Source organism: Telluria sp. AZSoR62, assembly GCF_058111565.1.
Map to the genome: position 1 here is coordinate 84,552 of NZ_JBYTST010000015.1, position 14,275 is coordinate 98,826.

16 protein-coding genes are annotated in these 14,275 nt (G+C 64.2%); 4 read left to right on the top strand and 12 right to left on the bottom strand.

Going from position 1 to position 14,275, the window contains the following annotated elements; genetic code table 11:
- Nucleotides 1–25 precede the first annotated feature (25 nt).
- The 10 genes from flgK to flgB all read right to left on the bottom strand — a co-directional run bounded on the left by flgK (nucleotide 26) and on the right by flgB (nucleotide 9,750).
- On the bottom strand, nucleotides 26–1,972 hold the full coding sequence (gene flgK, locus AC3XQU_RS20305) for a flagellar hook-associated protein FlgK (protein WP_489875972.1): 1,947 nt from the start codon (nucleotides 1,970–1,972) through the stop codon (nucleotides 26–28).
- Between the two features lie 179 nt (nucleotides 1,973–2,151).
- Nucleotides 2,152–3,111 (bottom strand): flagellar assembly peptidoglycan hydrolase FlgJ, encoded by a 960-nt coding sequence (gene flgJ / locus AC3XQU_RS20310; RefSeq protein ID WP_489875973.1) that lies wholly within the window; start codon nucleotides 3,109–3,111, stop codon nucleotides 2,152–2,154.
- An 11-nt stretch (nucleotides 3,112–3,122) separates the two neighbouring features.
- Nucleotides 3,123–4,226, bottom strand: a complete 1,104-nt coding sequence (locus AC3XQU_RS20315; RefSeq protein WP_489875990.1) for a flagellar basal body P-ring protein FlgI — start codon at nucleotides 4,224–4,226, stop codon at nucleotides 3,123–3,125.
- Nucleotides 4,227–4,240: 14 nt separating this feature from the next.
- Nucleotides 4,241–4,891, bottom strand: a complete 651-nt coding sequence (locus AC3XQU_RS20320) for a flagellar basal body L-ring protein FlgH (protein WP_489875974.1) — start codon at nucleotides 4,889–4,891, stop codon at nucleotides 4,241–4,243.
- Nucleotides 4,888–5,670, bottom strand: a complete 783-nt coding sequence (flgG, locus tag AC3XQU_RS20325; RefSeq protein ID WP_489875975.1) for a flagellar basal-body rod protein FlgG — start codon at nucleotides 5,668–5,670, stop codon at nucleotides 4,888–4,890. Before flgG ends, AC3XQU_RS20320 begins: the two co-directional genes overlap by 4 nt.
- Before the next feature lie 64 nt (nucleotides 5,671–5,734).
- Nucleotides 5,735–6,475: a flagellar basal-body rod protein FlgF gene (flgF, locus tag AC3XQU_RS20330; RefSeq protein ID WP_489875976.1), complete on the bottom strand. Its 741-nt coding sequence runs from the start codon at nucleotides 6,473–6,475 to the stop codon at nucleotides 5,735–5,737.
- A 154-nt stretch (nucleotides 6,476–6,629) separates the two neighbouring features.
- Nucleotides 6,630–8,165 (bottom strand): flagellar hook protein FlgE, encoded by a 1,536-nt coding sequence (locus AC3XQU_RS20335; RefSeq protein WP_489875977.1) that lies wholly within the window; start codon nucleotides 8,163–8,165, stop codon nucleotides 6,630–6,632.
- 33 nt (nucleotides 8,166–8,198) lie between these two features.
- Complete coding sequence (locus AC3XQU_RS20340) at nucleotides 8,199–8,912, bottom strand: flagellar hook assembly protein FlgD (RefSeq protein WP_489875978.1); 714 nt, start codon at nucleotides 8,910–8,912, stop codon at nucleotides 8,199–8,201.
- A 17-nt stretch (nucleotides 8,913–8,929) separates the two neighbouring features.
- Nucleotides 8,930–9,331, bottom strand: a complete 402-nt coding sequence (flgC, locus tag AC3XQU_RS20345) for a flagellar basal body rod protein FlgC (RefSeq protein WP_489875979.1) — start codon at nucleotides 9,329–9,331, stop codon at nucleotides 8,930–8,932.
- A gap of 2 nt (nucleotides 9,332–9,333) precedes the next feature.
- Nucleotides 9,334–9,750, bottom strand: a complete 417-nt coding sequence (gene flgB, locus AC3XQU_RS20350; RefSeq protein WP_489875980.1) for a flagellar basal body rod protein FlgB — start codon at nucleotides 9,748–9,750, stop codon at nucleotides 9,334–9,336.
- Between the two features lie 172 nt (nucleotides 9,751–9,922).
- Between flgB and flgA the strand changes: the two genes are divergently transcribed.
- The 3 genes from flgA to AC3XQU_RS20365 all read left to right on the top strand — a co-directional run bounded on the left by flgA (nucleotide 9,923) and on the right by AC3XQU_RS20365 (nucleotide 11,531).
- Nucleotides 9,923–10,618, top strand: coding sequence for a flagellar basal body P-ring formation chaperone FlgA (flgA, locus tag AC3XQU_RS20355; protein ID WP_489875981.1), 696 nt, complete (start codon nucleotides 9,923–9,925; stop codon nucleotides 10,616–10,618).
- A gap of 127 nt (nucleotides 10,619–10,745) precedes the next feature.
- On the top strand, nucleotides 10,746–11,054 hold the full coding sequence (gene flgM / locus AC3XQU_RS20360) for a flagellar biosynthesis anti-sigma factor FlgM (RefSeq protein ID WP_489875982.1): 309 nt from the start codon (nucleotides 10,746–10,748) through the stop codon (nucleotides 11,052–11,054).
- Nucleotides 11,055–11,060: 6 nt separating this feature from the next.
- Nucleotides 11,061–11,531: a flagella synthesis protein FlgN gene (locus tag AC3XQU_RS20365; RefSeq protein ID WP_489875983.1), complete on the top strand. Its 471-nt coding sequence runs from the start codon at nucleotides 11,061–11,063 to the stop codon at nucleotides 11,529–11,531.
- Between the two features lie 84 nt (nucleotides 11,532–11,615).
- Here AC3XQU_RS20365 and AC3XQU_RS20370 read toward each other — a convergent pair whose 3' ends face one another.
- Both AC3XQU_RS20370 and AC3XQU_RS20375 read right to left on the bottom strand, forming a co-directional pair.
- Complete coding sequence (locus tag AC3XQU_RS20370; RefSeq protein ID WP_489875984.1) at nucleotides 11,616–12,305, bottom strand: type 1 glutamine amidotransferase domain-containing protein; 690 nt, start codon at nucleotides 12,303–12,305, stop codon at nucleotides 11,616–11,618.
- A 91-nt stretch (nucleotides 12,306–12,396) separates the two neighbouring features.
- Complete coding sequence (locus tag AC3XQU_RS20375) at nucleotides 12,397–13,002, bottom strand: TetR/AcrR family transcriptional regulator (protein ID WP_489875985.1); 606 nt, start codon at nucleotides 13,000–13,002, stop codon at nucleotides 12,397–12,399.
- Nucleotides 13,003–13,172: 170 nt separating this feature from the next.
- Here AC3XQU_RS20375 and AC3XQU_RS20380 point away from each other — a divergent pair, with 170 nt between their 5' ends.
- Nucleotides 13,173–14,012, top strand: a complete 840-nt coding sequence (locus AC3XQU_RS20380) for a transposase (RefSeq protein ID WP_489875986.1) — start codon at nucleotides 13,173–13,175, stop codon at nucleotides 14,010–14,012.
- The last annotated feature ends 263 nt before the right edge of the window (nucleotides 14,013–14,275 follow it).

The window sequence follows — 14,275 nt, forward strand, 5'->3', positions numbered from 1 at the left end:
TGGTGCGGTGACGTGCGGTGGGCGATCAGCGGCCGATCGACAGCAGCGTGTCGAAGATGCTGCCCGCGATCTGCATCACCTTGCCGGCGGCCTGGTAGGCCTGCTGGTACTTGATCAGGTTGGTTGCTTCCTCGTCCAGGTTCACGCCCGAGACGTCCTGGGCCGCGCCCTGGGCCTGCACCAGCAGCGCTTCGCCGGCCTTGCCGTTCACCTGCACTTCGCGGGTCTTGTTGCCGACCGTGCTCACCAGCTGGGCATAGGACGATTGCAGGGTCGCGGTGCCGTTGTTGAAGATGTTCTTGGTCTGCAGGTCGCCCAGCAGGCCGATGTTGCGGGTGTCGCCCACCCCGCTGCCGTTGCTGGAAATGGTGAACTTGTCGCCGTCTCCCGGCGCGCCGGTCATGGTCACGCTGATGCCGCCGAAGGTATAGGTGGCGCCGGCCTTGAAGGGCACGCTGCCGGATGGGACGGTGCTGGCCACGCCATTGCTGTCGACCATGCGCACGGTGCCGGCCGGGAAGCCGCCCAGGTTGCCGCTGGTTTTATCGAAGCTCAGGGTCAGCGGCAGCGCGGTGCCCCCGCCCAGGAAGCTCGGGTCGACCTTGCCTTCGCTGATCTTCGCGGTGCCGGTATTGCTCAGCGGCGCGCTGGTGCTGATCGGCGCGGCGGCGGCAATGCCGGACACGTCCTTGACCAGCACGCTGAAATTGGCGGCGCCGCCGATGGTCGGGCGCACCAGGAAGTTGTCTTCTTTTGCCGCCGTGCCGGTGATCCTGAAGTCGACCCCGTCGATGGTCTGGGCCGCGCCGGCGCCGGTATAGGTAGTCTTCTTGTTGTCCGACAGGCGAATGACCTGGTAGTCGGTGCCGTCGAACTCGACCTTGTAATCGCTGTCCGCCAGCGCCGCCGGGTTGCTGACGATGGCGTCGATCTTGGTGGTGCTGGCCGTGGCGTTATGGATGTTCTTGCCCACGTAGGCCGGCGCCACGCTGAAGAAGTCGCCGCCCGGCACGCCGTTCTGGTCCAGGCCCAGCTTGTGCTGCTGGTTGAATTCGTGCGCCAGGCCGATCGCGACCTTGCCCAGCGCGCTCTGCGCCGGGTCCAGCGTCTTGCTGCGGAACTCCAGCGCGCCGCCCAGGGCGCCGCCGGAGAGCGCATTCTCGCCGAGCACCGAGACCTTGTTGCCGGTCACATAGCCCACTTCCAGGCGGGTCAGGTCGGTCGGCGACTTGGTCGCCGCCAGTTCGAAGGCGCGCTGGCCCACCACCAGCGGCTGGCCGCTGCCGATCGAGACCGTCAGGCTGCCGTTGTCGCCCGGGCGCACGGTGGCTTTTACTTGCGTGTTCAGTTCCATCACCAGCTGGTCGCGCTTGTCCAGCAGGTCGTTCGGCGCGCGCTGCATGGCCGAGGCGAAGGTGCCGATCTTCTCGTTCAGGTCGGCGATCTGGCTGGCGTAGGAGTTGATCGTGGTGATGCTGCTTTCGATGGTGCTGTTCACGCCTTCGCGGATCTCGCCCAGGCGCGAATCGAGCGCCTGGAAGCGCGTGGCCAGGGTGTCGGCGCTCGACAGCATCGACTGGCGCGACGGGATCGAGGCGCGGTTGGCGGCCATGTCCTGCACGCCCTTGAAAAAGCTTTGCAGCGAGGGCGACAGGCCGGCGGTCTGGTCGGCCAGCATGTTGTCGATCTGGCTGATCTGGCTGTAGTAGGAATCGAGCCCGCTCTTGCTGGCCTGGGCGTTGCGCACCTGGCTGTTGAGGAATTCGTCGCTGTAGCGCTTGATCTGGTCGATCTGGGTGCCGGTGCCGATGAAGCCCACGCCGGTATCCATCATCGGGGCGGTCGACTGCACCACCGTCTGGCGGTTGTAGCCGGCCACGTTGGCGTTCGCGATGTTGTGGCCGGTCGTGGACAGGCCTGCCTGTGCCGCGAACAGGCCGCTCTTGCCAATGCTGAGGAGGTTACCGGACATGTCAGCTTTCTTTCTATGTGTATCTCATTTACGGCAACTGATGAAAAAACTTGACCCGTCGGGTGAGGGGGTTCCCCGCCCACGCGGCGATAGTTATCACTTGAATAACCGTATGCGATGATCTTGCTGCCTGACCGCGTGGGCAGGAAACTTGTCCACCCTAAGGGTTACTTGCTCTTTTACGCCAATGAGTTCTTGATGATGCGGGTCAGTTTGCTTGCGTAATTCGGATCGGTCGCATACCCGGCGCGCTGCAGGCCGTGGGCGAAGGCCGAGGCATCGCCGCCGCTGGCCAGCACTTTCTCGTAGCGCGGGTTCTTGGCCAGCATGTTGGCGTAGTCCTTGAACGAGTCGGCCGGCGTGTCGTAGGCGCGGAACTTCTCGACCTTCTGGTGCGGACGGCCGTTGATGTATTCGGTGGTCACGGCGGTGGCGACCTTGCCCTTCCAGCCAGGGCCGGCCTTGATGCCGAACAGGTTGTTGCTGCTGGTCCCGTCGGCGTTGCGAATCATGCGCTTGCCCCAGCCGCTTTCCAGCGCGGCCTGGCCCAGCATGAACTTGGCCGGCACGCCGGTGGCGCGCTCGGCCTCGGCGGCGTGGGCGTGCAGCTTTTCCTGGAAGGCGCGCACGTGCGGGGTTTGCACGCGGCCCGAGTCGGTGGTCAGCGCCAGGGCCGGCGCGCCCGGCTGCTTCGCGCCGGTCTTGATCATCGTGGCCGCGTCCATGCCCGGACGCATGCTGCCGTCCAGCGGCGCCAGGGCCGATGCGGCGGCCGCGGCTTTCCCGGCCGCCATGCCATCCGACCCGATCGCCAGCGCCTGGGCGCCGACCTGGTTCGAGGTCAGCTGGCGCGTAAGCATGTCGGCCAGGCCGACGCCGCGCTTGGCCAGGTTCTGGCTCATCTGCTGGTCCAGCATGCCGGTGAACATCTTGGACTGCTGGTTGTCCAGCATCCCCTCCTGCGGGGTGGCGTCGCGCATGCTCTTCATCATCATGTTGATGAACATGGCTTCGAACTGGGTAGCAGCCTCCTTCAGCGCGGCGGGCGAGCCGGCCTTGGCCGATTGCTTGAGTTCGCCCAGGCCCTTGGTATCGAGGGCGAACTTACTGGTCAGGTCAGTGGAAGGAGAACCGATCATGGCGTGCTTTCTTAGATGATCTCGAGTTCGGCGCGCAGCGAGCCGGCCGCCTTCAGGGCCTGCAGGATGGCCAGCAGGTCTTGCGGGGTGGTGCCGATCGAATTCATGGCCTTGACCACTTCGGCGAGCGAGGCGCCGCCCTTGACCATCAACACGCGGCCCGGGTCTTTCTTGACGTCGACCGAGTTCGATTGCGTCACGGCGGTGCGGCCGCGCGAGCCCGGGGCCGGCTGGCTCACGTTCGTCTCGGCGCCGACCGTCACGGTCAGGTTGCCATGCGAGATCGCGCAGTTTTCCAGCATCACAGCCTGGTTCATCACCACCGAACCGGTGCGCGCATTCATGATCACCTTGGCCGCATCCTTGCTGCGGGCCACGTCGATCCCTTCCAGCTGGCCGATGAAGGCCACGCGCTGGTCGCTCGAAGACGGCGTGCGCACGCGGATCACGCGGCCGTCCAGCGCGGTGGCGATACCGGCGCCGAACTGGTCGTTGATGGCTTCCACCACGCGGGCGGCGGTCGAGAAATCGGTTTCCTTCAGCTCGAGGCGGATCTGGTTGTCGGCGCCCAGGTTCGAGGCCACTGCGCGCTCGACGGTCGCGCCGGCGGAGACCTTGCCCACCGACAGGTGATTGACCTGCACTTGCGCGCCGCCCGCCTGGGCGCCGACGCCGCCGACCAGCACATTGCCCTGGCCCATGGCATACACCTGGCCGTCGGCGCCATGCAGCGGGGTCATGAGCAGCGTACCGCCGCGCAGGCTTTTCGCGTTACCGATCGACGAGACCGTGATGTCGATGGTCTGGCCCGGCTGGGCAAAGGCCGGCAGCGAGGTGGTGACCATGACGGCCGCGACGTTCTTCAGTTGCAGCTGGGTGCCGGGCGGCAGGTTCACGCCCTTTTGCTGCAGCATTGCCTGGATCGACTGCACAGTGAACGGGGTCTGGCTGGTTTGGTCGCCGGTGCCGTCCAGGCCCACGACGATGCCGTAGCCGGACAACTGGTTCTGGCGCACGCCGGCGATGCTGGCGAGGTCCTTCAGGCGCTCGGCCTGGGCCGGGGTAGCGGCGCCAAGCAAGGCTGCGCAGAGCAAGGCGATCGAGGTGATTTTCATCTGCATGGCTATCCTCAGAACGGCAGCATCGACTGGAAGAAGCGCGAGAACATGTTGCTCATCTCGGCGCGGTCGACGCGGCTGTTGGTGCGGTATTCGACGCGTGCATCGGCCACCAGGGTCGACGAGACCATGTTGCCCGGCTGGATGGTGTCGGGAGCGACCATGCCCGAGAAGCGGATGTACTCGATGCCCTTGTTCATGGCGACCTGCTTCTCGCCGGCGACGATCAGGTTACCGTTGGGCAGCACTTCGGTGACGGTTACACCCAGGGTGCCGGAGAAATTGTTCGATGCGCTCTGGGTGTCGGCGTCGGCGAACTTGTTCGCGCCTTCCAGCGCGATGCCGGCGCCGAGCTTGGCCTGCAGCGGACCCGGCACCGTGAAGCCGGCGCTGCCCGACTTGCTGCCGGTGCTCGCGCCCGACTTGCCGGCCGAGGTGCGCTCGGTGATGTTCACGGTCAGCAGGTCGCCGATGTGGCGCGCGCGGCGGTCTTCGAACATCGGGCGATAGCTGTTGGCGTTGTAGATGGCGCCATCGGCGGCGGGCGCCGTCTGCACCAGCATCGGGCGGCTCGAGGTCGGGCCCTGCACGATGCTGCTCGGGGTGGTCGAGCAGCCGGCCAGCGCCAGCAATGGGGCAGCGAAAAAGAGAGAAGATTTCATAACTGGGACAGTTTCTGCAGCATCTGGTCGGAGGTGGTGATCGCCTTGCTGTTGATCTCGTAGGCGCGCTGGGTCTGGATCATGTTGACCATTTCCTCGACCACGTTCACGTTCGACGATTCCACATAGCCCTGCATCAGCACGCCGGAGCCGTTGGTGCCCGGGACGTTCAGGTTCGGGTTGCCCGAGGCGCCGGTCTCGACGTACAGGTTCTCGCCGCGCGACTCCAGGCCGGCCGGATTGATGAAGGTCGCCAGCTGCAGCGAGCCGACCTGGGTCGGGGCCGGGGTGCCCGGCAGCTTCACCGAGACCACGCCATCGCGGCCGACGGTGATCGATTCGGCATTGGCCGGGATGGTGATCGCCGGCTGCACCACGAAGCCGCTGGAGGTGACCAGCTGGCCGTTGGCGTCGGTCTGGAAGGAGCCGTCGCGGGTATAGGCCTGGGTGCCGTCCGGCAGCAGCACCGGGAAGAAGCCCGAGCCATTGACCATCACGTCTTTCGAGTTGCCGGTCAGCTGGGGATTACCCTGGGTGAAGATGCGCTCGGTGGCGACGGTGCGCACACCGGTACCGATCTGCAGGCCCGAAGGCAGGTTGGTCTGCTGCGACGACTGCGCGCCTGGCTGGCGCACGTTCTGGTACAGCAGGTCCTCGAACACCGCACGCGAGCGCTTGAAGCCGTTGGTGCTGACGTTGGCGAGGTTGTTGGTGATGACGTCGAGGTTGGTCTGCTGCGCTTCGAGGCCGGTCTTGGCAATAAACAGCGATCGGATCATGGAATTCTCCTAAGTGCAGCGGACACGGTCCGCCACGTACAGGAGAATTATGCTGCAGCAACTATCAATTCAAAGCGAGGATCTGGGTGGCTTTCGCGGCGTTATTCTCGGCGTTCTTCAACAGGCTCATTTGGGTGTCGAAAGAACGTGCCAGGGCGATCATGTCGACCATCGAATCGACCGCGCTGACATTGCTGCCCTCGAGGGCGCCGCCGGCCACGCGCACCGCCGGGTCGGCCTGGGCAGGGGCGCCGCTCCTGAGGCGGAACAGGCCGTCGTCGCCGCGCACCATCTCGCCGGTTGGCGGATTGACCAGTTTCAGGCGGCCCAGGATGTTGCTTGCCGAGGGCTGGTCGGTGGTGGAAATGGTCGAGATGGTGCCGTCGCCGCCTACCGTGACGGTGACGTCGGGCGGGATCGTGATCGGGCCGCCCTCGCCGGCGATGGTGGCGCCGTTCGCGGTGGTAAGCAGACCGTTGGCGCTGGTTTGCAGCGAACCGTTGCGGGTATACGCTTCGGTGCCGTCGGCCATCTGCACCGCCAGCCAGCCTTCGCCCTTGACGGCCACGTCGAGGTCGCGCCCGGTCACCTGCAGCGCCCCGGACGCGAAATTCGCGCCCGGGGTCGAATTGACCACGAAGGCGCGCGTCGGCAAGCCTTCGCCCTGTACCGGCACGGCGCGGAACACGTCCATCTGGGCCCGGAAGCCCGTGGTGTTCACGTTGGCCAGGTTGTTCGAGGTCGTGGCCTGCTTTTCCAGGATGTGCTTGGCGCCACTGGCGGCGGTGTAGATCAGGCGATCCATCGTATATTTTCCTCGTTGCTACTATTCGAGTTCTTGTTGACCGCGTGGGCAGGAGACCTGCCTACCCTACGATGAGCCACTAGCTCGTAGGGTGGGCAGATTCTGCCCACGCGGTCAGCCATCGCTTGCTATGCCGTACTGCTCATTATCTCAATTAACGCAGGTTCACCAGCGTCTGCAGCACCGAATCCTGGGTCTTGATCGTCTGCGCATTGGCCTGGTACACGCGCTGCGCGGTGATCATGTTCACCAGCTCGGCGGTCAGGTCGACGTTCGAGCTCTCGACCGCCGACGACTGCAGCACGCCCATGCTGCCCGAGTTCGGGGTGCCCATCAGCGGCACGCCGGAGTTGGCCGATTCGGCCCAGGCATTATTGCCCAGCGGCTCCAGGCCGTTCGGGTTGGTGAAATTGGCCAGAACCACCTGGCCCAGCGGCTTGGTCTGGCCGTTGCTGTACTGGCCCAGGATGATGCCGTCCTGGCCGGTCGAGAAGCGCTGCAGGTTGCCGGCCGCATAGCCGTCCTGGACGATCTTCTTTTCGCTGGTGGCGGTGCCGTACTGGGTGGTGCCGTCGTAGTCGATGGTGAAGGTCATGACCGGTTCCGCGCCGGTGGCGGGGAACACCGGCAGGCTGGCGCTCATCTTGCCGGCGCTGGTGGAGGTAACCTTGTTCAGGCCGCCATTGGTGTCGAACACCAGGGTGCCGATGCTCTTCGGCGGCACGTTCACGGCCTTGGCCATGGCTTCGTCGACTTCGGCCGGCGTGGTGCCCGGCACCAGGGCGGCATTGGTCGCGGCGGTATTGATCTCGGTCTGGTTGGCGGCAGTGCCGCCGGCGGCGCCGGCAGCGGCCGACACCATGGCCGAGGCGGCGGTGGCATAGCTGTTCAGGGCGGCGGCGATGGTGGCCGGAACCGGCGGAACGGCCTTGGTGGCCGCTTCCCAGTTGGCGCGCGCGGTATTCACCGCGTTGAAGGCCGCGCCCGTACCTTGCGCGGCGCCGGCCACGGCCAGGTTGGTCACTTCGGTGCCGTCGTTGGCCGCGTATACATCCCAGCCGCCGGTGGCGTTGCGGGCGTAATAGGTCGACAGCACGTGCGGATTGCCCAGCGTGTCGTACACGCTCATCGGGGTCTGCTTGTTGTAGGTGGTCGGGTCGTCCGCGTTGAACGGCGTGTTGATCGGCGCCTGGCTGCGCGAATCCAGGTTCAGTTCCATCTGCACTTCCGAGGTCTTGACCGGCTGCAGGTCGGCGGTGTTGATCTGCAGCGGCGCCGGGGCGCCGGCCGAGAGCTGGCCGTTGGCGTTCAGGCCGTAGCCGGTGAGCTTGGCGCCCTGCGGGTTGACCATGAAGCCGTTCTTGTCGAGCGAGAACTGGCCGTTGCGGCTGTACTGGATCAGGCCCGAGGTTTCGGTGCGGAAGAAGCCGGCGCCATTGATGGCGATGTCCAGCGGGTTGTTCGAGGCTTCGACGTTACCCTGGGTGAACTGCTGCGAAATCGCCGCCACTTTCACGCCGATGCCGGCGGTGACGCCGCCGGCGCCGTTGAGCGAGCTGGCGTAGACGTCGGCGAACTGGGTGGTCGAACCCTTGAAGCCGACCGTGCTGGCGTTGGCGATGTTGTTACCGATGACGTCGAGGGATTTGGCAGCGCCGTTCAAGCCGCTCAGGCCTTGTTGGAAAGACATGGTGTACTCCTAATAGGTTGGTAAGCGGCTGGCTTACAGGACTTGTTTGATATCGGCCATGCTCACGGACCCCTTCACCGGCAGGTTCAGCTTGATGCCGTCCTTGCCGCTGGTGGTCACGCTCGCGACGCTGTCGAAGGACAGGCCTTTCGCATCTTTCAGGGCCTCGCCGCCGCGCGTGGCGACGACACGGAAACCGTAGTTGCCATTGGCCAGGGTGACCGGCTTGCCGGCGGCATCGACGTTCTTCGGATCGATCACGCCGTCCCAGGCCAGCGGCAGGACGCCGGCGGCCTGCGGGCCGAGCTCGATGGTCTGGACATCCTTGCCGGTGACCGGATCGGTGATCACCACCTGCACCTTGTCGGCCGGGCTCTCGAGCTCGACGCCGAGGATGGCCTTGCCATCCTGCAGCTGCACCTTGTTGCCCTCGACCAGCACGCCGTGGCCGATCAGGTTGGTCGCCTGCATCGCTTCGGCCGACTGGTAGCTGGTCTTGAGCGATTCCAGGGTGGTGTTGAGCTTGTTGACGCCGGTAACGGTGGAGAGCTGGGCCAGCTGGCTGGTGATCTGCGCGTTGTCGAGCGGGTTCAGCGGATCCTGGTTCTTCAGCTGGGTGACCAGCAGGGTCATGAACTTGTCGGTGTCGGCCTGGACGCTGTCGGTCTCGACCTTCTTCTTGGCGTTCATGGTCGACATCAGGTCGGAGACGTTCGCGGCCGGGTTGTTGTTGGCAATGGTGGTCATGGTTTAGTGTTCTTGTGTTACTGACCCAGGGTCAGGGTCCGTTGCAACATGGTCTTGGCCGCGTTCATGGTCTCGACATTGGTCTGGTAGGAGCGCGAGGCCGACAGCATGTTGACCATCTCGTCGACCACGTTCACGTTCGGCATCGCCACATAGCCCTTCTCGTCGGCCATCGGGTGCTTGGGATCGTAGACCTGCTTGAGCGGCGACGCGTCCTCGACCACTTCGCGCACCCGCACGCCGGTGGCGCCCGACTGCTGCGGTACCGCCTCGAACACGACCGCCTTGGCGCGGTAGGCTTCGCCATTGGCGCTGGTGGCGCTGTCGGCATTGGCCAGGTTGCTGGCCACGGTATTGAGGCGCTGCGCCTGGGCGCTCATGGCCGAGCCGGACACGTTGAAGATATTGAATAGCGACATGATTACTGTCCTTGAATGGCCGCGAGCAGGCCCTTGATCTGGTGGTTGATCATCGTGATGCCGGCTTCGTAGCGCAGCGCGTTGTCGGCGAACTGGTTGCGTTCCACGTCCATGTCGACCGTGTTGCCGTCGACCGCGCCCTGCACCACGCCGCGGTACATCACCGGGGTGCCGTTGGACAGCATGTCGCCGGTGGGCTTGCCGCGGCCGATGTGGTTCTGCGCCGTGGTCGCCATCGGGCCGGTGGCGCCCTTGGCCGCCAGCGCACCCTGCAGCGCCGCGGTGAAATCGATGTCCCGCGCCTTGTAGTTGGGCGTGTCGGCGTTGGCGATGTTCGACGCCAGCAGCTCCTGGCGCTGGGCGCGCAGGGACAGGGCCTTTTCGTTGAAACTCAGATACTGGTCGACTTTGCCGATCATGCTGCCTCCGGGACGGGACGTATTGGGACAGCACCGATCATACGGACGGGCAACAAACACCAATCGATGGAGAAAGGACGGCAAACCCCGGCTATTCAAAGTTTCACCATGGAATCATGCTGCCTAAAATGGCAGCATTCGAGATCCATGCCCTTACCGGAGTCATCCTTCCATGAAACGCCAGATCGCCGCCCTGCTCTTCCTGCTCGCGCCCTTCGCCTCCGCGCAACAGCCGGTCGCCCAGCGCCAGAACCTGCCGGCCTTGCGCGCGGTCGTGGAACAATACCTGCAGACCCAGGCCGCCGGCCTGCCCGGCGAGGTGAGCGTCAAGGTCGGCAATGTCGATCCGCGCACCAGCCTGGCCGCCTGCCCTGCTCCGGAAGCCTTCCAGCAGCCGGGCGCACGGGCGTGGGGGAAAACAACAGTGGGCGTGCGCTGTACCGCGCCGAGCGCCTGGACGGTGTATATTCAGGCGACCGTGAGCGTGGTGGCCGAGTATGTGGCAGCGGGCGTGCCGCTGGCCCAGGGCCAGGCGGTGGACGCCAGCCAGCTGGTGATGATGAAGGGCGATATCGCGGCGATGCCAAACGGCATCATCACCGACATGGCCCAGGCCATCGGGCGCACGCCGACCGCGTCGCTGCAGGCGGGAACACCGCTGCGGCTCGATACGCTCAAGGCCAAGCCGGTCGTGCAGCAGGGCCAGGCGGTACGGCTGGTTTCAAAAGGATCGAACTTCTCGGTGTCGGCCGAAGCGCGCGCGCTCGGCAATGCCGGCGAAGGCCAGGTCGCGCAGGCGCGTACCCAGTCCGGCACCGTGGTGAGCGGCACCGCACGCAGCGGCGGCGTCATCGAAATCGCGATCTGAACATTGTCATTCAGCGGCACCGCATAATTTCAATCCATGGCCTTTTCTGCACTAAAGTTTGTGAAATCCGCGCCGTTACCGGATGCAGATACCGGAGTTTCCGCTCCGAACAGAGAAGGATGATGCTGTGAAAATCAACGATACCGTCAAGGGCAACCCAGGCCTTCAGCCGGCAACCACGCCGGCCAACAATACCCGCACCGACAAGGCCGCGACGACCGCCGCCACGCCGGCGGCAACCGACAGCGTGCGCCTGTCCTCGCAGGGCCAGGCCATGGCCGCTGCCGTGGGCGCCAACAACCAGGTGTTCGACACCAAGAAAGTTGAACGCATCAAGATGGCCATCGCCGATGGCCAGTTCCAGGTCAATTCCGAGAAAGTCGCCGACGGGCTGCTCGACACCGTCCGCGACTTGCTCCATTCACGCAAGCGATAACCCTTCATGCCCACCAGCCCAGCCTCGACCCTTTCCCTTGAGCAGCAACACGTCACCTCCCTGCTGGAGTTGATGAAGCAGGAACAAGCGCTGCTGGTCGCAGCGGACGCCGACGGGCTGGCAGAACTCACTCCACGCAAGAACGCGCTGTTGCAGGCGCTGGCCGACCTGTCGGCCGAACGCCACGCCGCCCTGCTGGCAGCGGGCTGCGAAGGCTCGGAAGCCGGCATGCAACCCTGGCTGGCCGTCGGCGGCACCGCCGAAGTACAGACCCAGTGGGAACAACTGCTGGACCTGGCCCGCCAGGCCAAGGAACTCAACCGCGTCAACGGCATGCTGATCAACAAGCAGCTGGCCCACAACCAGGGCGTGCTCAACGCATTGCGCATGCCGGCCGGCGCCGAAGCCGGCGGCGTGTATGGTTCCAGCGGGCAGACCGTTGCCGGCGGACCATCGAAGCGCTTCGTGGTCGGCTGACCCCGCCGGGTCAGGCTGCCCTCATCTCCCTACGATCCTGATCAGCCCCTGAGGCTCCGCGTTCCCACCCGGGACTGACGGGGCCTACGCGGCCTTGCGGGCAAGCGCCTGCAGCAAGGTAGTTGCCGTTTCCTCCGAGGAGCCGGGATTCTGTCCGGTAATCAAGAGGCCATCGGTCACCACATGCGCGGCCCAGTCGTCGCCCCGCGTGAAGATGCCGCCCTTTGCCTTGAGTTCGTCTTCCACCAGGAAGGGCACGATATCGGTCAGTTCGACCGCCGCTTCTTCGGTATTGGTAAAGCCCGTGACCTGCTTGCCCTGCACCAGCGGCGACCCGTCGGGATTTTTTGCGTGACGCAGCACGCCGGGAGCATGGCACACCAGCGCAACCGGCTTGTTTGCCGCGATGAAGGCTTCGATCAGGGCGATCGAGTTCGCGTCCTCGGCCAGGTCCCACAGCGGACCGTGGCCGCCGGGGTAGAACATTGCATCGAAATCGTCCTGCGACACCGAATCGAGGCGGACGGTGGCGGCCAGCTGGGCAGTTGCCTCGGCATCGGCTTCGAAGCGGCGGGTCGCCTCGCTCTGGGAATCGGGCTCCTTGCTCTTCGGGTCGAGCGGCGGCTGGCCGCCGGCGGGCGAGGCCAGCACGATGTTGGCGCCGGCGTCCTTGAAGGCGTAATACGGGGCCGCCAGTTCTTCGAGCCAGAAGCCGGTCTTGCGGCCGGTGTTGCCGAGGGTGTCGTGGGAGGTCAGGACGATCAGGATATTCATGGCATGGATCTTTCTTGAAAGTAGTAGACCAGTCGTCTACTGATGAGGTCAAAAAAACGCTCCGTCTGAAGCGTTGGAAGTAGTGTCCCGCTCAGCGGGACAGATGCAGCAGGTGCTGCGTGGTACGCATGACGCCATCGAAGGGCGCTTCGTCGCGCGTGATCTTGGCCATGACGCTGGCGCCGAGCCAGAGTTGATACAGGCTTTCGGCAACCAGGCCCGGTTCGCTTTCCACCTGCAAGGAGCCTTCGGCGACGCCCTGCTCGATGGCATGCGCCAGGCGCGCCACGATACCCGCGGTGCCCTGCTTGAGCGTCAGGCGCATCGGCTCGGACAGGTCCGACACTTCCGCCCCCAGTTTCACGACCAGGCATTTTCCATGGCACTCGCCCAGGGACTGGCTGGTGCGCCAGTTGTCGAAATAGCGCACCAGGCCGTCCGCCATGCTGATGTCCGGCTCCTGGAAGGCAGCATCGATCTCGGCCAGGTAGTCCTTGAAATACTGCTCGAGCAAGGCTTCGCCGAACGCATCCTTGGACGCAAAATAATAGTAGAACGATCCCTTCGGCACGCCGGCGGTAGTCAGTATCTCGCTCAAGCCGACTGCCGAAAATCCCCTGCCCGCCATGAGGCGCTGACCGACTGCGACGATCTTGTCACGGACATCGGGGGCTTCGCTTGCTGACGATTTGTTCATGGATCGATAATAAGTTAAATTAGACCGGTCGTCTACAACTATTTTCTGCGGCCTTCCTAACCAATTTCGGGGTCAGGTCTGACATTCGGACACGAGCTCAACAGTTCTTACCCTGCGCGCAGCTGTGCGGCCTCAGTGCAAGCGATTATCCAATCGATACCGTTAGCGGTATGACGCGACCACTTCGAATCGAATTTCCAGGCGCCCTCTACCATGTGACCTCGCGTGGCAACCGGCGTAATCCGATCTACCGGCACGATACCGACCGCCAGGTCTGGCTAGCAATGCTTGCCTTGGTGTGCAAGCGGCACAACTTCGTGATTCACAGCTTTTGCCAGATGACGAATCACTACCATTTGCTGATCGAAACAGTGGAGGCGAATCTTTCACGCGGCATGCGCCAACTGAACGGCTTGTACAGCCAATATTTCAACCGGCGGCACAGCTTGGTCGGACATCTTTTCCAAGGCCGATACAAGGCGATCCTGATCCAGAAAGAAAGCTACCTTCTGGAACTTTCCCGTTACGTGGTCTTGAACCCGCTACGCGCGAAGACTGTCATCTCCCTGGACGATTGGCCTTGGAGCAGTCACCGTTATGTTGTTAGCGAAGACGATCCGCCCCCTTGGCTCGAGCGTGTTTGGCTCCTTGGCCAGTTCGGCTCCACGCGCACAGCTGCCATTTCCGCCTATCAGGCGTTCATCCTGGCCGGCGTCGGCAAAGCCAGCCCGCTTCGCGCAACACGACATCAGATCCTGCTGGGCGATGACGACTTCCTGTCGATGCATCAGGAATCCCAATGCGCTGCGGAGTTCGCGGAAACGTCGAAGTTCGAGCGTCGCGCAATTGCACTTCCGCTGAGCTTCTACCAAGCCCGCTTCGCCGACCGGAACGAAGCCATGGCGCGCGCTTATCATTCGACCGCATTCACCATGTCCCAGATTGCGAGTGCATTCGGCGTATCGAGCAAGACGGTGAGCCGGGCTGTCGCTCACTTCACGATGCCCTGAGCACTGTCGCACGCGGGATCACGCGCCAGATAACAGCGGGGAATTCAGGGTCAGGTCTGACATTCGGACACGGCCTCAACCGCGCATGCTCATGGCGAGGCACGAACACTGGGATCCGCTCGAACAGCCATTCCCGAATCGACCTTCATCTCTGCGGCCGGCAAAACGCGGGACGCCGCGGCATGCCTAATGCTGAGTTCGTGTCCAAATGTCAGACCTGCCCCCGATGTTGCAGGTATGTGCCTAATGCTGAGTTCGTGTCC